The following is a 20,881-nucleotide window of genomic DNA, read 5'->3' on the forward strand; positions in this document are numbered from 1 at the left end:
GCCCCATGCTTGATAAGTTGCCATCCGGCTGGCAAGTGTTTTCTGATTTACATTCCTCTTGGGACGAGGGCGGAAAGGCGAGGTGGCTTTACGCGATGGATGACCGGGGTTGCGCCCCTTGGCTATTAGCTCAGGCGACGGCAAAAGTTTTCGATTCGGGCCAGTCCTTTTTCGAGGTTTGCCATGCTGGTGGCATAACTGAGGCGGATGTAATCGTCCGCCCCAAACGCGATACCTGGAACGGCGGCAACCTTCTCCCGCTCCAACAATTGCGCGCAAAACTCCGTGGATTTCAGCCCGGTGCCGGAAATGTTGGGAAACAAGTAAAACGCGCCGTGCGGTTTGACGCAGGCGACGCCGGGAATCGCATTGAGCCGGTCGAGCGCGTAAGCGCGGCGTTGGGCGAATTCCGCCAGCCAGCGGGGCAAATGATCTTGCGGGCCGGTCAAAGCCGCCACCCCGCCCTTTTGCGCGAAGCTGGTCGGATTGCTGGTGCTGTGACTTTGAATCGCATTGATGGCTTTGGCAATCGGTTCGGGCGCAGCGCACCAGCCGAGCCGCCAGCCCGTCATGCTCCAGGCCTTGGCAAAACCATGCACGATAATGGTGTGTTCCTGATGCGCGGCAGAAAAGCCGGCCACGCTCTTCACCACGGCGCCGTCGTAAAGCAGGTGCTCATAAATTTCGTCGCTCATGATGAGCACGCCCTTTTCCACACAAACATCTCCCAGCGCTTTCACTTCTTCCGGCGTATAAACCGAACCGGTCGGGTTGCTGGGTGAGTTCAGCACGAACAACCGGGTGCGCGGCGTGATGGCGGCGCGCAATTGGGCGGGCGTCACTTTGAATTCCGTGGCGTCACTGGTGCCGAGAATCACCGGCTTGGCGCCGGCAAGTTTCACCATCTCCGGATAACTCAACCAATAAGGCGCAGGAATAATCACCTCGTCGCCTTCCTGACACGTTGCCAGGATGACATTGAAACAGGAGTGCTTGCCACCGCACGACACGATGATCTGACTGGATTTGAAACTCAGACCATTTTCACGCTGATGCTTGTCCGCAATGGCCTGGCGCAATTCGGGAATGCCGGCGGCGGGAGTGTATTTGGTGAAGCCATTCGCCAGCGCCTTGGCGGCGGCGTCCTTGATGTGCTGGGGCGTGTCAAAATCCGGTTCGCCCGCGCCAAAGCCGACCACATCCTCGCCCGCCGCTTTCATGGCCTTGGCTTTGGAATCAATGGCCAGGGTGAGCGAAGGGGTGAGGGACGCGGCGCGCTGCGAAATACGATAATTCATATAGCCCCAAAAGAATTGAGAAGCGCCCTGCATTTCGCAAGTGGGAAACACTGGACGCGGTGAACCCGGGGCGAAACCGGGTTGTCGGCGGCAGCGGCACTTGGCATCATTGGCCGCATGGCAGTACAAAACCGCATCGTCAAGGTTCAGAAGCGCAATCGAGCTTTGGTGCGCTACGACGAAGCGCGAATCAGCAAGGCCATCCGGCGTGCCGCCACTTCCATCGGCGGGTTTCAGCAGGATTTTCTGCCCGGCATCAATGAACGATTGTTCCAAATCACCCAAAGCGACGAGGAACTGGCAAATTTTCTCAGCGACATCGTGACCGTCTGCCTGAATGGCGATCCGCACCATCTGATCTCGAACTTTCCGCCCACCATCGAGATGATTCAGGATGAGGTGCTGCACGTGCTGCGCAGCTACGGTTTTCAAAACACCGCCGATGCCTATGAATGTTATCGCTGGGGTCGGCATTGGTTGCGGGAAGGCGCGTTGACGCCGGAAACGTTCATGGGCAACGGCTTTCCGCCGACGCGCCTGCAGGAGCAACTTGATTGGAGCCGCGCCCATCAGGTGCATACCGTGGCGGCGCTCAATGAAACCATTCGCTCGGGGCGCATGGGAAAGGTCATCGCGGATTCCATCGCGCAATACGAAGCGTCGCTCGACGCGGCGGCCGCCAAAATCCGCCAGCGGCGCGAACGCGGGGATCAATTGCGGATGCTTTGGGTGAGCGGCCCCAGTTCCTCCGGCAAGACCACCACCACGGTCAAACTCACCCAGCGCCTCGAACAGCAAGGGCTGAAATTTTTGATGCTGAACCTGGACGATTATTTCTGGTCACTCGTGGAACACCCCACGGACTGGATCAATGATCGCAACTACGAAACGCCCGAGGCGTTGGACATTCAATTGCTCAACCAACATCTCGTCGAATTACTCGAAGGCAAGACGGTGCAGAAACCGGTTTACAGTTTCAAAGAAGGGCGGCGCACCGGCACCAAACCCGTGCAACTGTTGCCTGACCAAATCCTGCTGCTCGACTGTTTGCACGGATTGTATCCGCCCATCACCGAAGGCATTCCGGCCAGCCTGCAATTCCGCGTCTATATCGAGGCACGCAATGTCCTCTACGAAGGCGACGGCAGTTCGCGGCGGTTGACGCAATTCACCGACGTGCGGTTGATCCGGCGCATGTTGCGCGACGCGCTGCACCGCAATCACAGTCCGCTCAAGACCATCCTGCACTGGCACTACGTCCGCGCCGGCGAACTGTTCAGCATCATCCCGTTGCAGGGCCTGGCTGATCACGCCATCAACGGAGGTTTTCCCTTCGATCTCCCGGCATTAAAACCTTTCTTTGTGGGCGAAAACGGCCTCATGCCGCGCGAGGCGGATTTCAGCAGCTACACCGGTTTTCTTGACGCCAAACTGCGGTTCGAGCGCATCCGCGCTTTGTTGGATTCGGTGACGGGTTTCACGAAAGCTGAGGTGGCGAATCCCCACTTCATTCCGGGCGACGCGGTGATCCGCGAATTTGTCGGCGGCAGCACCATCCAGATTCCGCACAACGAATGAACCGACCGACGGCGTCAGCCCGGTGATCCCCGTGCGTTTCAAGCTGCGGTTTGGGCTGAGTTACCGTCCCGATAATGAACGACCTTGACGCGTTCCAGCGTGACCAGTCCACCACCGATCATGGCGTTCAGTACCGGCAGGAAGGCGTTGATTTTTTCTTCCGCATCCACGATCTCGATGACCAACGGCAAATCCATCGAGAGTCGCAGAATCTTCGCCGTGTGCAGGCGACTGGATTTGCCAAAGCCCAGCGGCCCGCGCAAGACCGTCGCGCCCGCCAGGTGCAGTTCGCGCGCCTTGAGCACGATGGCTTCATAGAGAGGTTGATGCCGCCAGCGGTCGCTCTCGCCGATGAAGATTCGCAGCAACATTGCGTCACGGGGGATTTGCATATCAAAGTCCTTTCGAGGAGTTGAAATGGGCCGCCAGCAGATGCCCGAGCCAGACGGCGATGAGGCAGAGCACCAACGAAAGCACGGCATTCGCGCCCGCTTTGAACCATTCGCCGTCACGCGCGAGGTGGAGCGTTTGCAGACTGAACGAAGAGAACGTGGTATAGCCGCCGCAAAGGCCAATCATGAAAAACTGACGCCAAGCGTCGGGGGCCAGAAACCGTCCTTCCGGGCTGGTCAGCGTGGCAAACAAACCGATGGCGAAGGAGCCGATGACGTTGACGGTAAGGGTGCCGAGCGGAAAAGTTTCGCCCCAGTGCCGGGCAATCAAACCGGAGAGTCCCCACCGGGCCAAGGTGCCCAGTCCGCCGCCGCAAAAAATTAAAATGGCATTCAGCATACGATGACTCCGCCACGAATGGCGGCTCGTAGGAGTTATCAGCCCGAAATCGTCGCGGCGGTTTTCCCCTGGCGGGAAGGCAAACCCCATTGCCCAATGCTGCCCGAATCAATAGAACGGCTGCCCACCGCAAGCAAGTAAATTCCCAGTCGTGGCAAAAGCTGGTTGCCCGATCCGTTATTGGCTAAACTCGCCGCGTTTATGGCCGATCCAGACGCGATCCATTACTTCAACCGCTACACGCAACACGTGGAAGTGGAACAAGTTTATGGCGCGGCCTGGCTGCGCTGGGCCTATCAGCACCCCCTCGGGCGACTCGCGCTGGCCGCCTTGATCAAACGCGCGGTCTTCTCGCGCTGGTACGGCTGGCGCATGAATCGCCCGCGCAGTCGGAGTAAAATCCAACCTTTCATCCGCACCTACAATTTGGCGGTGGATGAATTTGCGGAGCGACCCGAAACCTTCCGTTCATTCAACGAATTTTTCTACCGACGCCTCAAACCCGAGGCGCGGCCCATTGACGCGGACCCGCGAGCGGTGATTTTTCCCGCGGACGCACGGCATCTGGGTTTTCCCGACGCTTCAAAAATTGAAGGCGTCTTCGTCAAAGGCCAACGCTTCGAACTGGCGCGGTTGCTTCAAGATTCCGCGCTGGCGGCGCGCTATAAAAAAGGCCCGGTGGTTTTATCTCGCCTTTGCCCGGTGGATTATCATCGCTTTCATTTTCCCAGCGCCGGTCGCGCCAGCGCTCCGCGCCTGGTTGATGGACCGCTTTACTCGGTCAGCCCGATCGCGCTGCGACGCAAACTGGCTTACCTCTGGGAAAACCGGCGCGTCATCACCACGATCACCACTGAAAATCTCGGCACAATCATCATGCTGGAGATCGGCGCAACCAATGTCGGTTCAATCCGGCAAACCTATCAAGCCGGTCCCATCGGAAAAGGCGATGAGAAAGGTTATTTCGCCTTCGGCGGCAGTTCCACGCTGCTGCTCTTCGAACCGCATCGCGTTCAACTGGCCGCCGATCTGCTCGAACGAAGCCGCCAGCGATGCGAACTCTACGCGCGCATGGGCGATCGTCTGGGAGTCGCGAATTGATCACCATCCGTGGGTGAAACCGCGCGGTTTGCCGTCGCGCCCCAGCTCCACTAAAATGGCGACATGTTTTTGGTGACATCAAATCCCGGGTTGCAATTGCTGTGTCTGACTTACGCGGGAACCATCAACCGCGAGGAATTAAAACGACGCCATGCGGACCTCGAAACCTTGGCGGCCGGATTGCGGCCCGGATTACGGGTGCTCGTGGATCTTACGCAACTGGAGCGCATGGAGGTGGATTGCGCGGAGGAAGTCGGCTTCGGCATGGAACGGCTGGACCGGCATGAAGTAAGCCTGATTATCCGCGTCATTCCCGATCCGCACAAGGACATCGGGATGAGCATTCTGACGTTGTTCCATTACAAACACCGGCCGCGCGTCATGACCTGCCGGAATCTGATTGCGGCGGCGGAGTTGTTGTCGTTGTAGCCTCGACTTTCAGCGCGTCCGCCAATACTTCCGCCATGTGCCGCGAGCGCACGATGGCCAGGTGATCAATCTGCTGCCGACAGCTCGTGCCCGTGGCCACAACGACGCTGCCGTAAGGCAACTCGCGAATTTTTTCGATCAAGGGCCGCGCAATTTGCAGCGACAACTCGTACTTGGATTCCATCATTCCAAACGTGCCCGCCATGCCGCAGCAGCCGGTGTCCAGATACTGCACCTTGCAACCGGGCAACCGTGCCGCCAGCCGATGCAGGTACGCCGGATTGGTCAGCGATTTGGCGTGACAATGCACGTGAATCGCCACGGTCGTCTGGCGCGAGTGGAACCGCAGCGCCTCCGGTTCGGCGCTCAACACTTGATCCAGAAATTGTTCAAACAACACGCTGCGCCGGGCGATGCGATCCGCGCCGGGCAAATGCATTTCGCGGTAGTCCTCAAAAAACATCGAGAAGCACGACGGCTCCAAAAAAATGATCGGAATGGCGTCATCGGTCTGGCTCAACAACGCCAGATTGTGCGCGCCCCACTTGCGCGCCAGACCAATGTTACCCTGACTGAACGCCGGCCGCCCGCAGCATTTACGGCCCACAGGCAGCAGCACCTCGTATCCTGCCGCCTCAAGTACGGTCACGGCAGCAATGCCAATATGCGGATCGTAATACCGGACGAAAGTGTCATCCCATAAGATCACTTTGCCGCGCTTTCCGGCGCCGGCGACCGGGCGTTTTCGGAACCAGTGATCGAACCGCTGCCGGGTGTAACGCGGCAACACCCGCTCTTCGGAAATTCCCATCGTTTGAGCGAGCAGCCGACGGATCACCCGTGAGCCGAGCAGATCATTCGCCAAGCGCGGAAACAGGCAGCCCAGACGTCCGAGCAAATCCACGGAACTGAACATCCGCTCCTTCAGCGATAATCCATCGCGCTGAATTCGCGCCCACATCAGCTCCGCCTTCAGCAGCGCCAGGTTCACGTTGGAGGGACATTCCTTGGTGCAGGCTTTGCAGGAAAGACAGTTGCTCAACGCGGCCTCCAGTTCCGGCGCGCGCAACGGGTCCGCGCCTTTGCTCAATCCGCGTCCCGCCAGAACCGCGCGAATCAAATTGGCGCGACCGCGGGTGGACATCAGTTCGTCGCCGGTCGCGAGAAACGTTGGACACATGGTCGGCGTTTCCTTGCGGCATCCACCGCAACCGTTGCACTGCTCGAGATTCGCGGTGAAAGATCCGTCCCGCGCGGCGAAGGCCAGGTACTGCTTGAAGGGTAATTTGGTTTTGCCTTCAACCGCCGGGCGCAGTTGCTGATCCAGCCGGTAGCGGCCATCACCAATCAGTTTGCCGGGATTAAAAACATTATGCGGGTCGAACGACTTCTTGATCTGCCGCATCAGCAGATAAAGGTCTTCTCCCACCTGCTCCTTCAAAAATTCCGTGCGTCCCAAGCCGACGCCATGTTCGGCGCAGAACGATCCTTTGAACTGGCGCACCAGCGCGGCCACTTCCTCGGTGAGGGACCGAAACTTTTTCAAGTCGCCGGGATCGTGCAGATCCAGCACCGGACGCACGTGCAACAAACCCGAAGCGGCATGTCCGTAAAATGAAGCCTGCAAGCCCAGCCCGTTGACCAGCTTTGAAAGTTCGCGGTGATACGCCGGCAAATCCTTCGGACGCACGGCGGTATCCTCGATGCACGTCACGGGTTTGGCGGCGCCCTTGCGACCGGTGAGCAGGGATAAACCTTGTTTGCGCAGCCCCCAGACCAGGTTGATCTGCGCCAGGGTTTGCATGATTTTTTTACGTCGCCCAAGTGGCAATTGTTCCAGGGCCGCCAACCGCTCTTCGACCTCGGAATAAAACTCCACAATCAGCACGCCTTCCGTCGGTTGCGCGTCGAGTTCCAGTAAATCCCGCGCCGCCTGAAATGCCAGTTGGCCGCGGGTTTGATCCAGCAGAATGCGATCAATGAATTCAATCGCCACCGGTTTCAAGGCCGCAAGTTCGACCGTTGCTTGCATGGCGTCCGCCACGGAGTCAAAGAAGATCAACCCCAAACCGATTTCGTCCGGAGTGCGCACCACCTTGACCTTGGCGGATAAGATCGCCGCCAGCGTGCCTTCACTGCCCGCGAGCACGTTGATTAAATTGTTGGGCGCCTGCACCACCCGATCCAGCGCGTAACCCGGCCAGCGTTTCAACAACCCCGGACCAAAGCGCTCATTGACCTGCAACGCGTTCAGCATCGCCAAGTTTTCCAGCAACTCGCGCTGCACTGGCAGCGTGCCGCGTTCGGGGCCGACCTGCAGAATCCGCCCATCGGCCAGCACCACCTCCAGTTCAACCAAATGGTCCAGCGTGGTGCCATAAAACGCGGTGCGCGCGCCGGAAGAATTGTTTCCAATCATCCCCCCCATGGTGGCGCGGGAACTCGTGGCCACGTCCGGACCAAAGGCGAAGCCTTCCGGGCGGAGAAAATTATTGAGTTGATCCAACACCACGCCCGCGCCGACCCGCACGGTTTGCGCCTCTCGATCAAAGTTCATGATCCAGCGCGTGTAGCGGGAAAAATCAATCACCAACCCGTCGCCAATTGCGCCGCCCATCAACCCCGTACCGGCACCACGCGGGATTACGGAGACCCCGGCCTGCACCGCCGCCTGAATGATCTGACTCGCCTGTTTGGAGTCGCGCGGAAACGCGACCGCCATAGGCTCGATCTGGTAATGCGAAGCGTCGGTGGCGTAAAGTTGCCGCGTCTGATTATCGAAGGCGACCTCGCAAGACGTGGCCGAAAGCATCGCGTGTTGTTGTGTCGGCGTCATGAGCAACTTGCCGGTTCAGGGTAAGGAACAAATTTTCTTCTGACAATGGGGAAGCACGGCGCATGGGGAAGCACGGCGCACCTTTGCGACCGCACTCCCGCGACTTTATCCGCACCCGCCATTACACCGGTGATTCCGACCACAGCGCGGCAGTCGCTTGCAATCTGGTCAGCAATTGTGCGTCCGCAGCCGGAAAGGCGTAATTGTTCAATTCCGTTCGGGAGACCCATTGCACCGCGGCGCACTCCAGCGGTTGGGGTTCGCCTTGGATTAATTGGCAGAGAAAAAATTTCAGCGCCACCCGACGTTCTGGATAGGTGTGCAACACGCTCTCAAACAATTCGCCCACCGCCACCGTGACGCCCAGTTCTTCGCGCAACTCGCGAATCAGACATTGCTCAAACGTCTCCTGCGACTCGCGTTTACCGCCGGGGAATTCCCAGAGACCGCCCAGATGCGTTCCGGCCCGGCGTTGAGTGATGAGCAGTTTGCCGGCGCGAAAAACCAGACCCGCAGCGACTTCAATGACAGCACCCATCAGCGCCCGACGCTCTTGTAGATCCAACCCAGTTTTTCCATTTCCTCGGGGTCGAACAGGTTCCGACCGTCAAACATGATCGGCGCCGAGAGCAGGTCCCGCGACTTGGCCAGATCCAGTTGTTTGAACTCGTCCCATTCCGTGGCGATCACCAACGCGTCGCAGCCGGCGGCGACCTCGTTCATGTCGTCCACGTACGTGACATCCGGCAACAGCGCGCGCGCTTTTTCCATCGCCTTGGGATCATACACCCGCAGCTTCGCGCCGCCGCGCAACAGGCGTTGGCACAAATCAATTGCCGGCGAGGAGCGCACGTCGTCGGTGTTTTGTTTGAAGGCCAGGCCCAGCACCCCGATCTTTTTGTCCTTCAGCACCCACAAGGTTTCGGTGATTTTTTTCACGAACCGCTCCATCTGTTCCGCGTTGATGCGCTGCACTTCTTTGAGCAGTCGAAAATCGTAACCCACCTGCTCGGAAATTTTGATGAACGCGCTCAGATCTTTTGGGAAGCAACTACCGCCAAAGCCGAGGCCCGCGTTCAGAAAGCGACGCCCGATCCGCGCGTCCAGCCCCATCCCGTTGGCCACCTGTTGCACGTTCGCCCCGGTCGCTTCGCAAATCGCTGAAACCGCGTTGATGTAGGAAATTTTCAGCGCTAGAAAGGAATTGGAGGCGTGTTTGATCAGCTCCGCCGAATTGATGTCGGTGACGATGATTGGCGCGTTAAACGGCGCGTACACCGCCTGCATCGCCCGCACTGGACGTGGCGAACGCACCCCCACTACGATCCGATCGGGCTTCATCAAATCCTCCACCGCAAAACCTTCACGGAGGAATTCGGGATTGCTGACCACGTCGAACTCCACCTTGCCCTTGGAATAGCGCTCGATCGTCTCCGCCACCTTGTCACCGGTTTTCACCGGCACCGTGCTTTTGTCCACCACGATCTTGTAACTCGTCAGCGCGCCGGCAATTTCACGCGCCACCTTTTCGATGAAACTCATGTCCACCGAACCATCCGGTTGCGGCGGGGTGGGGACGGCAATGAAAATGACTTCCGACTCCGCGACGCCTGCCGCGATGCTGGTGGTAAAACTCAGCCGTCCGGCGGCCACGTTTTGCTTCACCAACGCTTCAAGGCCCGGTTCGTAAATCGGAATGCCGCCCGCCTGCAACAACTCCACCTTCCGGGTGTCGTTGTCCACACAAATCACGTGATGCCCAACTTCGGCGAAGCACGTTCCCGTGACCAAACCCACGTAGCCCGTCCCAATGATTGTCAGTTTCATATCGTTCCGAATATCCAAGTGATGGACGGACGCATTCGAAGCCAACGCTCAATTGTTCGCGGACGAACCCTCTCAAAGAGGAGCGCGGCTGAACCGATTCCGCGCGCCGGACTCAGAAAGGGTTGCCGGGACCAACTCGCCATGGGAACGCGGGGGTCAGTTGGTTGTGGACTGCGAGTCAACTGCGGGAGGATTGGTTTCCGCAGCCGTTGGAACAACCACGGGCGGCGGCAACTTGGCGCGTAATTCATCCGCGCGCAGAGCGGCTTCCGCGCCAAGCGAACTGCGCGACGCGTCACGAGCCACTTCCTCATAGAGCGAGACAGCTTGATTCAAATCACCTTGCTGCGCGCGCAGACTGGCCAGCGCATAACGCGCCTGCGAAACCAGTGGCGCCTGTGGGAACTGATCCACCACGCTCTTGTAGGCGTCGGCGGCTTCCGACGTCTTCCCTTGCGCGCTCAACGCCGCCGCTTTGCCATAGAGCGCCTGCGCCGTTAGTGGACTGGAAAAATGTTCGTTGGCAAATTGTTCAAACGCCGCCTGGGCTTCACTGAACTTGCCGGTGTCGAACAACGCCGCCGCCGCCAGCAACCGCGCCTGCGCTCCGGCAGGAGTACTGCGATACTCATCCGCCACCTTGGTGTAAGCGGCCTCGCTTTCAGCGGCAGTCATCTGTGTGGCCGCATAAAAGGTGTCCGCCAGCGCAACCCCCGCCGCTTTCCGCTGATTCGCGCGCGACCAGAAAGTATAGCCAATGACCAACGCACCGATCACCACCACCGCCGTCCCGATGATCAACTGCTTTATATTCTTTTCCGCCCAAGCCCAGGCTTTCAGTACCTCCGGGCTTTCAGTGATATCTAAATCCATATTTCAAACGCGCAGTCTTCCGCTCCATCCCTCGAAAGGCAAGTTTGAAATCGGGCGGAACGACGTTAAATCGGCGTGGTTTCAGCCATCAAACTCGGGGCCAAGCCCCATCCTCTTGGAGGTGGCCATCGGCCGTAACGCCTTTCAAATGCAGGTCATTTCAACCACGATGCGACCTTTTCGCCGGCCCAAATCTCGGGAATTGGTTGGCGGGCACGGACCAGCGCCGCCTTCCGCCCGTGAACCATCACCTCGGCCGCCAGTGCCCGGGTATTGTAATTCGACGCCATGACGAAGCCGTAAGCGCCGGCGCTTAACAGTGCCAAATAATCGCCTTCCCGCACCCGCGGCAACGGACGGTCCTGACAGAAGTAATCACCCGATTCACAAACCGGCCCCACCACGTCCGAAGGAATGGTCGTGCCGCTTTTTTTCGTGACCGGAACAATTTCATGGTAAGCATCGTAGAACGCGGGGCGGATCAGATCGTTCATCGCGCCGTCCACGATGACAAAATTCTTTCGACCCGTGCGCTTCACGTATTCCACGCGCGTCAACAAAGCCCCCGCGTTACCGGAAATATAGCGACCGGGCTCCATCAGGATTTTGACTCCCAGTGAACGCACCAGGGGCAGCAAGGCCGCCGCGTATTGTTGCGGCGTGATGAATTTTTTACCCGCGCCCCGCCACCAAGCCGCTTGGCCGCTGGCAAGCGCGGATTGATAAACAATCCCGATCCCGCCACCGATACTGAAAAATTCGATGCCGTAACGCGCTTTGAACTGCGCCACCAAGGGAGCGACTTTTTTTACCGCTTGAGCGAACGGCGTCACGTCGGTCAATTGCGAACCGATGTGCATCTGCACTCCGCGCAAACGTAGATTCTTTAACTTGGCCGCACGCGCATACACGCCGGGAATGTCCTCAAACGCCACGCCGAATTTGTTCGCATACGTGCCGGTCGTAATCTTGGCGTGCGTCTTGGCATCCACATTGGGATTCAATCGCACCGCGACCGGAGCGATTTTCTTCAACCGACGGGCCACCGCGTTGATGCGCTGCAATTCCGGCTCACTTTCCGCATTGAATGAATAAACGCCCTGTTGCAGCGCGAAGCGAATCTCCGCCTCGGTCTTGCCCACACCGGCAAAGACGCAGCGTCGCGGATCGCCACCCGCAGCCACCACCCGTTGCAGTTCGCCACCGCTGACGATGTCGAATCCGCTGCCCAATCCGGCGAGCAAACGCAGAACGGATTGGTTGGAATTGGACTTGACCGCAAAACAGACCAGGTGTTCGACTGGAGCCATTGCCTGATTCAATTCCCGATAGCACCGCGTCAGTGTGGCTTGCGAATACACGTAAAGCGGCGTGCCGTACGTTCGCGCCAGCGCTTCCAGGCTCACGCCTTCGACGTGGAGCCGGCTTCCCTGATAATGAAAATCATGCATGGCGCGAGAGTTTAGAGCGCGCGAGTCAAAGCGCAAGCGTCACCATCAAGCGGGTCACGACTGGAAGCGGCGATCAATTGAGGGTGGTGGGTTTGGCCATTCAAGAACCGGTGACGAGCAATCCAAAAACCGCTGGGAGTCACACTCCGATGGCAATGAACCGTGGCGACGGTGGCGGCAACCGTGGCGGTCTTGACGGCGCAGCGTTGGAAGCCTTGCACGAGTTGTTCGAGCGCGGTCTGAATGCGTTCCTCCTGTGGCCGCAGACTCATGATTTTACCAAACTTGAACTGGAATTATTTTTCCGGGAAAAAAGTGATTATTCCGGTTCGTGTTTGGAGGAATTCGTGGTAGAACTGGCGCATGTCAAAAGCAACGCAAACTCAAATGACGCGACGCGAATGGATGGGACGCAGTGCCGGTGCTTTGCTGGCGCTGGGGCTGTGGCCCGGTTGCGCGCGCTGGGCCGGCAAACGCAGCGCGGGCGACTTCAGCTTCGCTGTCATCAACGACGCGCATTTCCAAAGTCCGAAATGCCCGGCGTGGTTTGAACGGGTGTTTGCCGACATTCGCGCCCAGGAAAGTCGCCCGGAGCTTTGCCTGGTGGTCGGCGATCTGACCGAGCATGCCAGTCGCTCCGAGTTCGGCCAGATGCGCGAGCTCCTGCGCGGATCAGGGCTGCCTTACTACGCCGTGCCGGGCAACCATGATTACCTTTCCAAAACCAACCGTTCCACCTGGGAAGATGCGTTTCCCGCCAGCTTGAACTATCATTTCGAGCATCGCGGCTGGCAGTTCATTGCCTTGGATTCCTGCGACGGTCGGGAATATAAGAACACGCAGATTCAGCCGGAAACTTTCGCGTGGCTGGACGCGAACTTGCCGAAACTTGATCCCGCCAAACCGACCATTCTGTTTACACACTTTCCGTTGGGCATCCTCGTTCCGATGCGGCCAGCGAATGCCGAGGCGCTGCTGGAGCGCTTCCGCGATTTTAATTTGATCGGGGTCTTCAACGGGCACTTTCACGGTTACACCACACGCCGCGTGGGACGCATCGAACTTACCACCAACCGTTGCTGCGCCATCAGTCGCAATAATCATGATGGCACGCCGGAGAAGGGCTATTTTCTTTGCACGGCCAAAGCCGGCGAAGTGCGGCGCGAATTTGTGGAAGTTCAGCCGGTTTGATCCGTTGGCTTCCGGCGTATCCGTCTCGCCGCCCGGGAACTGGCGCGCTTGAACGACAACAACGCCTACTCGCGCCCGGCCGCCGCGATGAATGGCTTCAACTCGCGCATCAATCTGGCGAAGCCGTCCAGCGTCAGTTGTTGCGCGCTGTCGCTCCACGCTTCGGCGGGATTCGGATGCACCTCGATAAGCAATGCGTCCGCACCCATCGCCACCGCGCCCTTGCACATGGTGGCGACCAAATCCGCCCGGCCCGCGCCCTGGCTGGGATCAATGACCACCGGACAATGCGACTCGTGTTTCACGATCGGAATGGCCGCAAGATCCAGCGTGTTGCGCGTGTACGTCTCGAACGTGCGGATGCCGCGTTCGCAGAACATCAAATTCGGATTTTCGTTCGCGAGCACGTATTCGCCCGCCAGCAGCCATTCCTCAATCTTCATCGAAAGGCCGCGCTTGAGCAGCACCGGTTTGCCGGTGCGCGCGGCAGCGATCAGCAATTGGAAGTTCTGCGCGTTGCGCGCGCCAATTTGCAGAATGTCCGCGTATTCAGCCACCAGATCGGCGTGGTTCTCCGACAACAACTCGGTGATGACCGCCAGCCCCGTTTCCTTGCGCGCTTTGGCGAGCAATTTCAAGCCTTTCTCGCCCAGGCCTTGGAATTCGTACGGCGACGTGCGCGGCTTGAACGCTCCGCCGCGCAGGATGGTGGCTCCCGCCTTTTTCACCGCCACGGCCGTTTTGAGCAATTGCGCCTCATTCTCCACCGAGCACGGTCCGGCCATGACCTGAAATTTCTTGCCGCCGATGATTTGGTGGCGCACGCGGATGGTGAAGGCGCCGGGATGCGCCTCGCGGCTGACCAGTTTGTAGCGCTTCTGAATCGGCAGCACGCTCTCGACCGCGTCGGGAAATTGTGCGCTCAGGACGTTGAGGTTCACGTTGGCCAGTTCATCGCCGATCGCGCCAATGACGGTGCGGGCGACGCCGCGCATGACGTGCGGCTGGTAGCCGAGTTTGCGGATTTCCTTTAAGACGGAGGTTTCAGTCCGTTTGGCAATGCCGGGTTTAAGAACAATGATCATGTGTTTTACTTTCTGGTTGGCCGCGGGACGACGCCACAAAAAAACCGCAGGTGGCGGGGCGACCTGCGGCGATTTATTCGTTTCAAAATTCGACTATCGCAGCAAGCCGGGGCCGGGCCAAAAATAAAAAAGAAAGCTGAACGAACCTTGGTCGGCCGCTTTCACTTCTGGCTTGCTGCTGTTCAAACTCACGGGAGAAACCGTATCAGCCCGTTCTTCTGCGTCAAGCTTCGGCTTGTCACAGGGTGTGATTGGAAGTGACGGTCAATTGAGGCCGAGTTTTGGCGTGGACCAGTAGCGCGACCAGAGTTGGTTGGCGCGGGCCACGCGTAGGCCTAGCATGGCTTCGGCGTTGGTTTCCTTCCACCAACTGCCCGCCAGTTTGAGCCGTTGTTGAATCACATGCCGATGGCCGCTTTCAATCTCGCCGGAGCCGATCTCCAGTCCCGCCGTCCGTGCGCCCGCATAGTCCAGATGCGCCCGCCGTTCGCTCAAGTAGCGGTACGCCGCCCGCACGGGCGCGGTCGGCACGCCTTCGGGTTCGAGGTGCGCAGTCAACGCCCGCAGCACGGCCGACACCTTGTTTTCCAGCAACCGGCTTTGTTGGCGGCGGCGCCAGCGTTCGGGATTTTTGGGGTGAATCACCGTCGCGGCCGCCGCGAGGTATTCGCTCACGTGGTAGAAGTCCAACAAGTAATCACCTTGCGCGCCGAACTGTTCCTGGAACTGGGTGAGAATCCAGGCCGCCCCGTCGCCCACCCCATGGACGTGCGTGCGTGCGCCCAGCCCGGCGGCTTGGGCCGTGGCCCGCCACATCGCGCCAGCCAGCGTCACGCTGCCCAAGGTGGCGCCGTAGCAGGGCGTGGCCGAGTCTTTGGGCCGAGCCAGACACAAACGCGCTTCGCGCCAGATGAGTTGTTTGCCGCAGCGACGATCTTCGCTGTGGGTGGGCGGCACCATGATGGGAATCAGACTGCCGTCCAGTTGCGTGACCAGCGTGCGGACCGCGCGTTTGGGCGGCGTGACGGCCAAGGCGCTGATCCGCGCCCCGTGCGCCAAGGTGTGCTGGCGCACCGCTGTGGCCGTCACGTCCAGCCCGTAGTGTTCCCGCACGCGTTGAGCGGCGCGGGCAAAACTTTCCTCGGCCCCGAAATCCACCAGCGCCCGTTGCAACCGCCGCGAACGGCCGCGCGGATTCACCCTGGCCCGTTGGCAGAAGGGGCGCAACAACCGGCCGCGCCGGCCCAGCCGCCATTGCGTCTCCTGGACTTCCACCCACCCAAAGGTGGTCTGCCACGTCAGTCTTTTTTTTTACCGTAGTGAATGGCATCCGGATGGCGCTGGGGCACCTGGGCTTGGGTGTGGGCCTCGGCTTCGCGGGCCCACTGGCCCAAAAGCTCCTGAGCCAATTGGCGCACCTGCGCGCTCACGCGCGCTTCGGCTTCATCGGCGGTGCAGTCGTCGGTGACGGATTGGTCGAGCGTATCGGCCAGTTCGTGCAGCCGTGCCAGCACGTCGGGCCGATGCGCCAACCGCTCTTCCAGGGATCGGCGGGAAGGGGAAACGTTTTTGGATTTCGGTCGTTCATCGTTCATGAACCACTTCAAATATACAAAATCGTTCCAAGGCGCCAGGGCTAAATCACTTACAAAAAATTAGCCTTTGACCGTCACTTCCAATCACACCCCTTGTCACATTCGATGAGCAATCTCCTCATGCGCCCATGCTGGAACGTCTTCCGGCATTTATGCGCTCAAGTTGGCTCATGGCACGACGCTGTTCTCATCCGTCTCCAACGACTACACCGCTCGCAACTAACTCATTTTCGTTAGTTGCTCCACATGGAAATCAATCGTTACCGCATGAATCCGACTTTACCTCCGGTCACTTTCCGCCCGTTTTTTGTTGGTGCTTGTCGGTGCGTGGATGCGTGGCAAATGGAGGTTGAGTTGAGTCAATTCACGCTGTACAAAAAGGGCGTACAAGTGCGGAGCAAAACCGGCCAGCGTGATGTTCTCCGTGCGCAAGGAAAGCCGTGGACGTGATTTGTTCTCCCGGTCAACGATGGATGTAAAAGTAAAATTTATTAACAACGAGCAAGTCATGGCTTGGCTCATTCCATACGGTGATTTCAAAATTCTTTCATGCCTTACATACGACCCACCAAGCTTGAACCGTCCCTCGACATCCGGCGCGATCACGTCCTGGGCGATCCCGAAGCCGAACTGACTCTCGTTGAATACGGCAGCTACGCCTGTCGGCATTGCCACGCCATTCACGAGGTCATCGAGGGGCTGCGCAACCGCTTTGGTGAGCGGATGCGGTATGTGTTTCGGCACCTACCCGTCGCTGGCAGTGGAGCTGCGACTCGCGCCGCCGAGCTGGCGGAATACGCCGCTCAAACGACCGGACGTTTCTGGGAGGTCCACGAGGCGTTGATGGAGCGGGGACCGTCGTTCGCGGAAGGCGATTTTGATCAGATCGCGAAGGATTTTGACCTGCCGCCGCGCGATGCGACACACGAACCCGTCTTCGCGGCGGCGCAGTCGCGGGTGCGCGATGACGTGGAAAGCGCACGTCGCAGTGGCGCGCGGATAACGCCGACCCTCTTCATCAATGGCCACCGCTATACCGGTACTTGGGATGAAAGCTCGCTGGCCGACGCAATGCTTGGCTCGTTGGGACATCGCATTCAGGCGGCGGCGTTTGGGTTTGTCCGTTGGGGGCCGGCGGCGGGCTTGCTTCTGGGATTGGCGACCGCGCTGGCCTTGATACTCAGCAACTCGCCGCTCGGCCCGACATTCACCGCGTGGTGGGAGACGCTTCTGGGGTTCCGGTGGGGCGAACTGGTGTTTACACATTCGCTGCTTCACTGGGTTAATCACGGCCTCCTGACGGTTTTCTTTTTCGTCGTCGGACTCGAGATCAAGCGCGAATTCACCGTCGGCCACCTGGCCACCTTTAGATCCGGCGCGCTGCCGGTAATCGCCGCGTTGGGCGGGATCGTCTTGCCTGCGGTTATTTACGCCTCGATCGCGCCTCCCGAACTGCGGCACGGATGGGGTATTCCAATCGGAACGGACACCGCCTTCGCCGTGGCGCTGATCGTGTTGCTCCGGGATCGCGTCCCCATCGAACTGCGGGTGTTCCTCACCGCTGCCGTCATCATGGACGACATCGTGGCGATCGTGGTGATCGCCCTCTTTTACACGGGTGCGATCCACGTGAGCTATCTGGTGGCCGGCCTGGCGATCATTGCGGTGGTGATCATTCTGAGCCGGTCCGGCGTTTACCGCCCGCTCCCGTATGCGCTCTGTGCCGTGGTGCTTTGGTTCTGTCTTCACGAAGCGGGATTACATGCCACGCTGGCCGCCGTGATCATGGCCGTGCTCATTCCCACGCGTCCGCCGGCCAATTTGAACGCGCTGATGTCACAGGCGGCGGCGGTCATCCAATCGGAGGATCGTCATGCCGGTGAAGCCATGCGGACCGGACCATCCGCGCCGGCGTTACGGGCGTTGGATGCGATTCACGACCGGGTGGAGTCGCCCGCTGACAAACTCCTTCGTTCCGTCGAACCGTGGTCCAGTTACGTGGCGTTGCCAATCTTCGCGCTGGCCAACGCGGGAGTCGTCTGGTCGGCCGAAGCGTTTCAGGGGAACGGACGATTGATGTGCGCAATCGCGTTGGGGCTGGTCGTTGGGAAGTCGGTCGGCATCGTGGTGGCCGCATGGTGCGCCGTGCATAGTGGGATCGCGTTGAAACCCGATGCTTACTCGTGGCGTCAATTGGTCGGCGCGGGGGCGTTGGGCGGGATTGGCTTCACAATGTCGTTGTTCATCTCGGGTCTGGCGTTTCCCAACCCTGCTGACTATGCCGCCGCCAAAATCGCCGTCTTCATAGCCTCACTCATCGCCGGAGCATTGGGAGTGGCCATTTTATGGCGGCGACCATCCGAAACAAGTGGCGCCGCAGATGCCGCCGAAAAAGGCGTGAACGCCGCCGCGACGAAAACCTGATCTGATTGCCAGCCTTGCTGGGGCGAACCCAAGCCATAGAATGGTCGCATGTTCAAAAGCATCCGCCAGTTGTTGTCGAAATATTTCGACCGCCATCCGGCGGTGAAACGGACGGCGGGTTGGCTGGGCAAACGAAAAAGAAAGCTTACGATCTGGCTCTTCATTTTCGCGCACCTGGCCGGCGCGCTGACTTCCGCGCGCGCTATTCTGGAGGTCCGCACGGCGCAGGGAGCAATCGCCTGGGCCGTCGCACTCAACACCGTGCCGTATGTGAGCGTGCCAGCCTATTGGGTTTTGGGTCGCAGCAAGTTTCAAGGCTACATCATTGCCCGGCGCAAAGACTTCGCGTACACGTCTCCGATCCAACAGCAGTACCTGGCGAATCTCACATATCGGGGACTACTTACCTATCCCACCCTTGGTCACGCTCAGACCATCGAGAAGCTCGCCCGCATGCGCTTTACCACGGGCAACGATGCCGAACTTTTGGTGGATGGAGACGCCACTTTTGCATCCATCTTCGCCGGGATCGAACAAGCCACCAACTACGTTTTGGTGGAGTTCTATATTATCCGCAAGGACTCGACCGGTGAGGAATTGAAGCGGCGGCTCATGGAGAAAGCACGCCAAGGCGTCCGGGTCCATGTGCTTTTCGACGAAGTGGGAAGCGCTGATCTGCACAAAAGTTCGTCGGCTGAATTGCGGAACGCGGGGGTTGAAGTGCGAAGTTTCGATACCACGCAGGGCCGCGCCAATCGTTGGCAGTTGAACTTTCGTAACCATCGAAAGATTGTCGTCGTGGACGGCCAAACTGCGTGGGTTGGCGGACTCAACGTGGGCGATGAATACGTGGGGCGCGATCCGGCGATCGGCAACTGGCGCGACACCCACGTCAAGGTGACCGGCCCGGCGGTGCAGGGAGTCCAGGTGACCTTCTTTGAAGATTGGCACTGGGCGAGTCAGGAAACCCTCGAGCTCGATTGGGATCCGCAACCCGCGGCCTCCGGCGCTCGACGCACGGCGCTCGCCTTACCGACCGGCCCCGCCGACGAACTTGAAACCTGCACGCTGTTTTTCCTTAACGCCATCAATACCGCCACGAACCGGCTCTGGTTGGCGAGTCCCTATTTCGTGCCGGATGAACAGTTCATCAGTGCGCTGCAACTTGCCGCCTTGCGCGGCGTGGATGTGCGCGTTCTGCTGCCTGACCAGATTGACAACAAGCTGGTGCAGTTGTCCGGCTGGTCCTATTTGGATGAGTTGGAAAAAGTCGGCATCAAGGTCTATCGCTACCAAAAGGGCTTGATGCATCAAAAGGTGATGTTCATTGACGACCTTTACTGCACCATCGGCACCGCGAACTTCGACAACCGCTCTTTCCGTTTGAATTTCGAAATTACCATGGTCTTTGCCGACGCTGAGTTTGCCAACCAGGTGCGCCGGATGTTGGAGCAGGATTTCGCCGACGCCAAACCCGTCAAGGCACAGGAATTGAAAGCCCGAGGTTTCTGGTTTCGATTTTCAGTGCGCTGCGCCCGGTTAATGGCGCCCGTGCAATGATTGTGCAACCGTGAGCACGCGGATCTTTGAATGGCAATCCACCCTTGAAGAAAGCCTTTGATGAATCGCCGTCCGGACCACCGCACCTCGAACCCGGAGCATCGCTACATTATTTCTGGAGCCGCGCTATGGCGGTTCAATTAGAGCCGTAGCTGTCGAAGCAGAATGAGCGTAACTCCGTGAAGGCTGAGTTCGAATGGCGGATGAGTTCTGTGTCCGCGAGGTTTTGGAGTGCGGCAGGCTTCTGCCGCTTTCCGATCGCGGACCGATGATTCCACAGCGGCAGAGGACTGCCGCAGTCCAGGACGCGGTCGCGGGAGTGCTCATCCCGAACCAATGGTGGTCGTCCGTTTGACCTCAACGCTTGGCTTGAAGTTGGGAGGCCCGTTGCGGCATGTCGGCGATTATAGGAATACTTAAAATGCTCTAGCCGACGGGTTGGTAAAGATACCGCTGGAAGCCGGAGAACACCCGGCTGATTTCGTCAGGTCGGCCGAGGTCGGCCTGCGCGTCCGCAATGGAATCGTGATAGTGCAGGCGCAGCAGCGGCGTGAGTTTTTTCTGAGCCAGTTCCTCGACGCCGACGTTCACGTAATGTTCCAGCACAAAATTCAGGAACGCCTGCTGTTTGGCGCTGAACCGCGTGTTGATATGGACCCTGGTTGCGACGCGGCTGCCGCGGCTTCGGCCCGGTCGCGCTCATGGGGGAAGTATTGAACCTGGGACGACAAGTTGTGGCAACTGGAAAGCCAAGCCCAACGATCCGCACAGCAGAAGATGGACGAGCCGGAAGCGCGTCGGTATGGTCTGAAGCCGGGCGAATGACAGACGGCAAACAAAG

At 59.1% G+C, this 20,881-nt stretch carries 19 protein-coding genes, 1 pseudogene and 1 riboswitch; of the genes and pseudogenes, 7 read left to right on the forward strand and 13 right to left on the reverse strand.

What is annotated here, in order from left to right:
* Positions 1-125 precede the first annotated feature (125 nt).
* On the reverse strand, positions 126-1,298 hold the full coding sequence (locus M9920_04880) for a pyridoxal phosphate-dependent aminotransferase (protein ID MCO5051618.1): 1,173 nt from the start codon (positions 1,296-1,298) through the stop codon (positions 126-128).
* A gap of 117 nt (positions 1,299-1,415) precedes the next feature.
* Between M9920_04880 and M9920_04885 the strand changes: the two genes are divergently transcribed.
* On the forward strand, positions 1,416-2,876 hold the full coding sequence (locus M9920_04885) for a hypothetical protein (protein MCO5051619.1): 1,461 nt from the start codon (positions 1,416-1,418) through the stop codon (positions 2,874-2,876).
* A 38-nt stretch (positions 2,877-2,914) separates the two neighbouring features.
* Here M9920_04885 and M9920_04890 read toward each other — a convergent pair whose 3' ends face one another.
* Entirely contained in the window at positions 2,915-3,268 is a 354-nt protein-coding gene (locus tag M9920_04890; GenBank protein ID MCO5051620.1) for a DUF190 domain-containing protein, read from the reverse strand.
* A gap of 1 nt (position 3,269) precedes the next feature.
* Positions 3,270-3,668: a fluoride efflux transporter CrcB gene (crcB, locus tag M9920_04895; protein ID MCO5051621.1), complete on the reverse strand. Its 399-nt coding sequence runs from the start codon at positions 3,666-3,668 to the stop codon at positions 3,270-3,272.
* A gap of 22 nt (positions 3,669-3,690) precedes the next feature.
* Positions 3,691-3,771, reverse strand: a riboswitch (Fluoride riboswitch).
* A gap of 98 nt (positions 3,772-3,869) precedes the next feature.
* On the opposite strand from crcB, the gene M9920_04900 reads away from it, so the two are divergent.
* Complete coding sequence (locus tag M9920_04900) at positions 3,870-4,769, forward strand: phosphatidylserine decarboxylase (GenBank protein MCO5051622.1); 900 nt, start codon at positions 3,870-3,872, stop codon at positions 4,767-4,769.
* A 63-nt stretch (positions 4,770-4,832) separates the two neighbouring features.
* On the forward strand, positions 4,833-5,198 hold the full coding sequence (locus M9920_04905; GenBank protein MCO5051623.1) for a hypothetical protein: 366 nt from the start codon (positions 4,833-4,835) through the stop codon (positions 5,196-5,198).
* Here the strand turns inward: M9920_04905 and M9920_04910 are convergent.
* From M9920_04910 to M9920_04935, 6 genes are all read right to left on the reverse strand, one after another.
* Positions 5,149-8,034 carry an FAD-binding protein gene (locus tag M9920_04910; protein ID MCO5051624.1) on the reverse strand — a complete coding sequence of 962 codons (2,886 nt, stop codon included), beginning with the start codon at positions 8,032-8,034 and terminating at the stop codon, positions 5,149-5,151. The genes M9920_04905 and M9920_04910 overlap by 50 nt on opposite strands.
* Before the next feature lie 121 nt (positions 8,035-8,155).
* Positions 8,156-8,599 (reverse strand): 8-oxo-dGTP diphosphatase MutT, encoded by a 444-nt coding sequence (mutT, locus tag M9920_04915; protein ID MCO5051625.1) that lies wholly within the window; start codon positions 8,597-8,599, stop codon positions 8,156-8,158.
* A complete protein-coding gene (locus M9920_04920; GenBank protein MCO5051626.1) occupies positions 8,572-9,861 on the reverse strand; it encodes a UDP-glucose/GDP-mannose dehydrogenase family protein in 1,290 nt (429 codons plus the stop codon). The genes mutT and M9920_04920 overlap by 28 nt, the downstream gene beginning before the upstream one ends.
* 156 nt (positions 9,862-10,017) lie before the next feature.
* Positions 10,018-10,734, reverse strand: coding sequence for a tetratricopeptide repeat protein (locus M9920_04925; protein ID MCO5051627.1), 717 nt, complete (start codon positions 10,732-10,734; stop codon positions 10,018-10,020).
* Between the two features lie 155 nt (positions 10,735-10,889).
* The gene (gene lysA / locus M9920_04930) at positions 10,890-12,185 is read right to left on the reverse strand and encodes a diaminopimelate decarboxylase (protein ID MCO5051628.1); all 1,296 of its coding nucleotides are present in this window, start codon (positions 12,183-12,185) and stop codon (positions 10,890-10,892) included.
* Positions 12,186-12,196: 11 nt separating this feature from the next.
* On the reverse strand, positions 12,197-12,457 hold the full coding sequence (locus M9920_04935; GenBank protein ID MCO5051629.1) for a hypothetical protein: 261 nt from the start codon (positions 12,455-12,457) through the stop codon (positions 12,197-12,199).
* A 91-nt stretch (positions 12,458-12,548) separates the two neighbouring features.
* On the opposite strand from M9920_04935, the gene M9920_04940 reads away from it, so the two are divergent.
* On the forward strand, positions 12,549-13,376 hold the full coding sequence (locus tag M9920_04940) for a metallophosphoesterase (GenBank protein ID MCO5051630.1): 828 nt from the start codon (positions 12,549-12,551) through the stop codon (positions 13,374-13,376).
* A 65-nt stretch (positions 13,377-13,441) separates the two neighbouring features.
* Here the strand turns inward: M9920_04940 and aroF are convergent, their stop codons facing one another.
* From aroF to M9920_04955, 3 genes are all read right to left on the reverse strand, one after another.
* Positions 13,442-14,461 carry a 3-deoxy-7-phosphoheptulonate synthase gene (gene aroF / locus M9920_04945; GenBank protein MCO5051631.1) on the reverse strand — a complete coding sequence of 340 codons (1,020 nt, stop codon included), beginning with the start codon at positions 14,459-14,461 and terminating at the stop codon, positions 13,442-13,444.
* Between the two features lie 264 nt (positions 14,462-14,725).
* Positions 14,726-15,736: a UPF0236 family protein gene (locus M9920_04950; protein ID MCO5051632.1), complete on the reverse strand. Its 1,011-nt coding sequence runs from the start codon at positions 15,734-15,736 to the stop codon at positions 14,726-14,728.
* A gap of 23 nt (positions 15,737-15,759) precedes the next feature.
* Positions 15,760-16,056 carry a hypothetical protein gene (locus M9920_04955; protein MCO5051633.1) on the reverse strand — a complete coding sequence of 99 codons (297 nt, stop codon included), beginning with the start codon at positions 16,054-16,056 and terminating at the stop codon, positions 15,760-15,762.
* A gap of 246 nt (positions 16,057-16,302) precedes the next feature.
* Here M9920_04955 and M9920_04960 point away from each other — a divergent pair, with 246 nt between their 5' ends.
* The 3 genes from M9920_04960 (at position 16,303) to cls (ending at position 20,040) form a co-directional block, all read left to right on the forward strand.
* A complete protein-coding gene (locus tag M9920_04960) occupies positions 16,303-16,506 on the forward strand; it encodes a hypothetical protein (GenBank protein ID MCO5051634.1) in 204 nt (67 codons plus the stop codon).
* A gap of 99 nt (positions 16,507-16,605) precedes the next feature.
* Positions 16,606-18,480, forward strand: a complete 1,875-nt coding sequence (gene nhaA, locus M9920_04965; GenBank protein ID MCO5051635.1) for a Na+/H+ antiporter NhaA — start codon at positions 16,606-16,608, stop codon at positions 18,478-18,480.
* Positions 18,481-18,528: 48 nt separating this feature from the next.
* Complete coding sequence (cls, locus tag M9920_04970) at positions 18,529-20,040, forward strand: cardiolipin synthase (GenBank protein MCO5051636.1); 1,512 nt, start codon at positions 18,529-18,531, stop codon at positions 20,038-20,040.
* A 426-nt stretch (positions 20,041-20,466) separates the two neighbouring features.
* Here the strand turns inward: cls and M9920_04975 are convergent.
* Positions 20,467-20,700: pseudogene (locus M9920_04975) on the reverse strand (hypothetical protein).
* Positions 20,701-20,881: the final 181 nt, after the last annotated feature.

Source organism: Verrucomicrobiia bacterium (assembly GCA_023953615.1).
Lineage (GTDB): Bacteria > Verrucomicrobiota > Verrucomicrobiia > Limisphaerales > JADLHS01 > JADLHS01.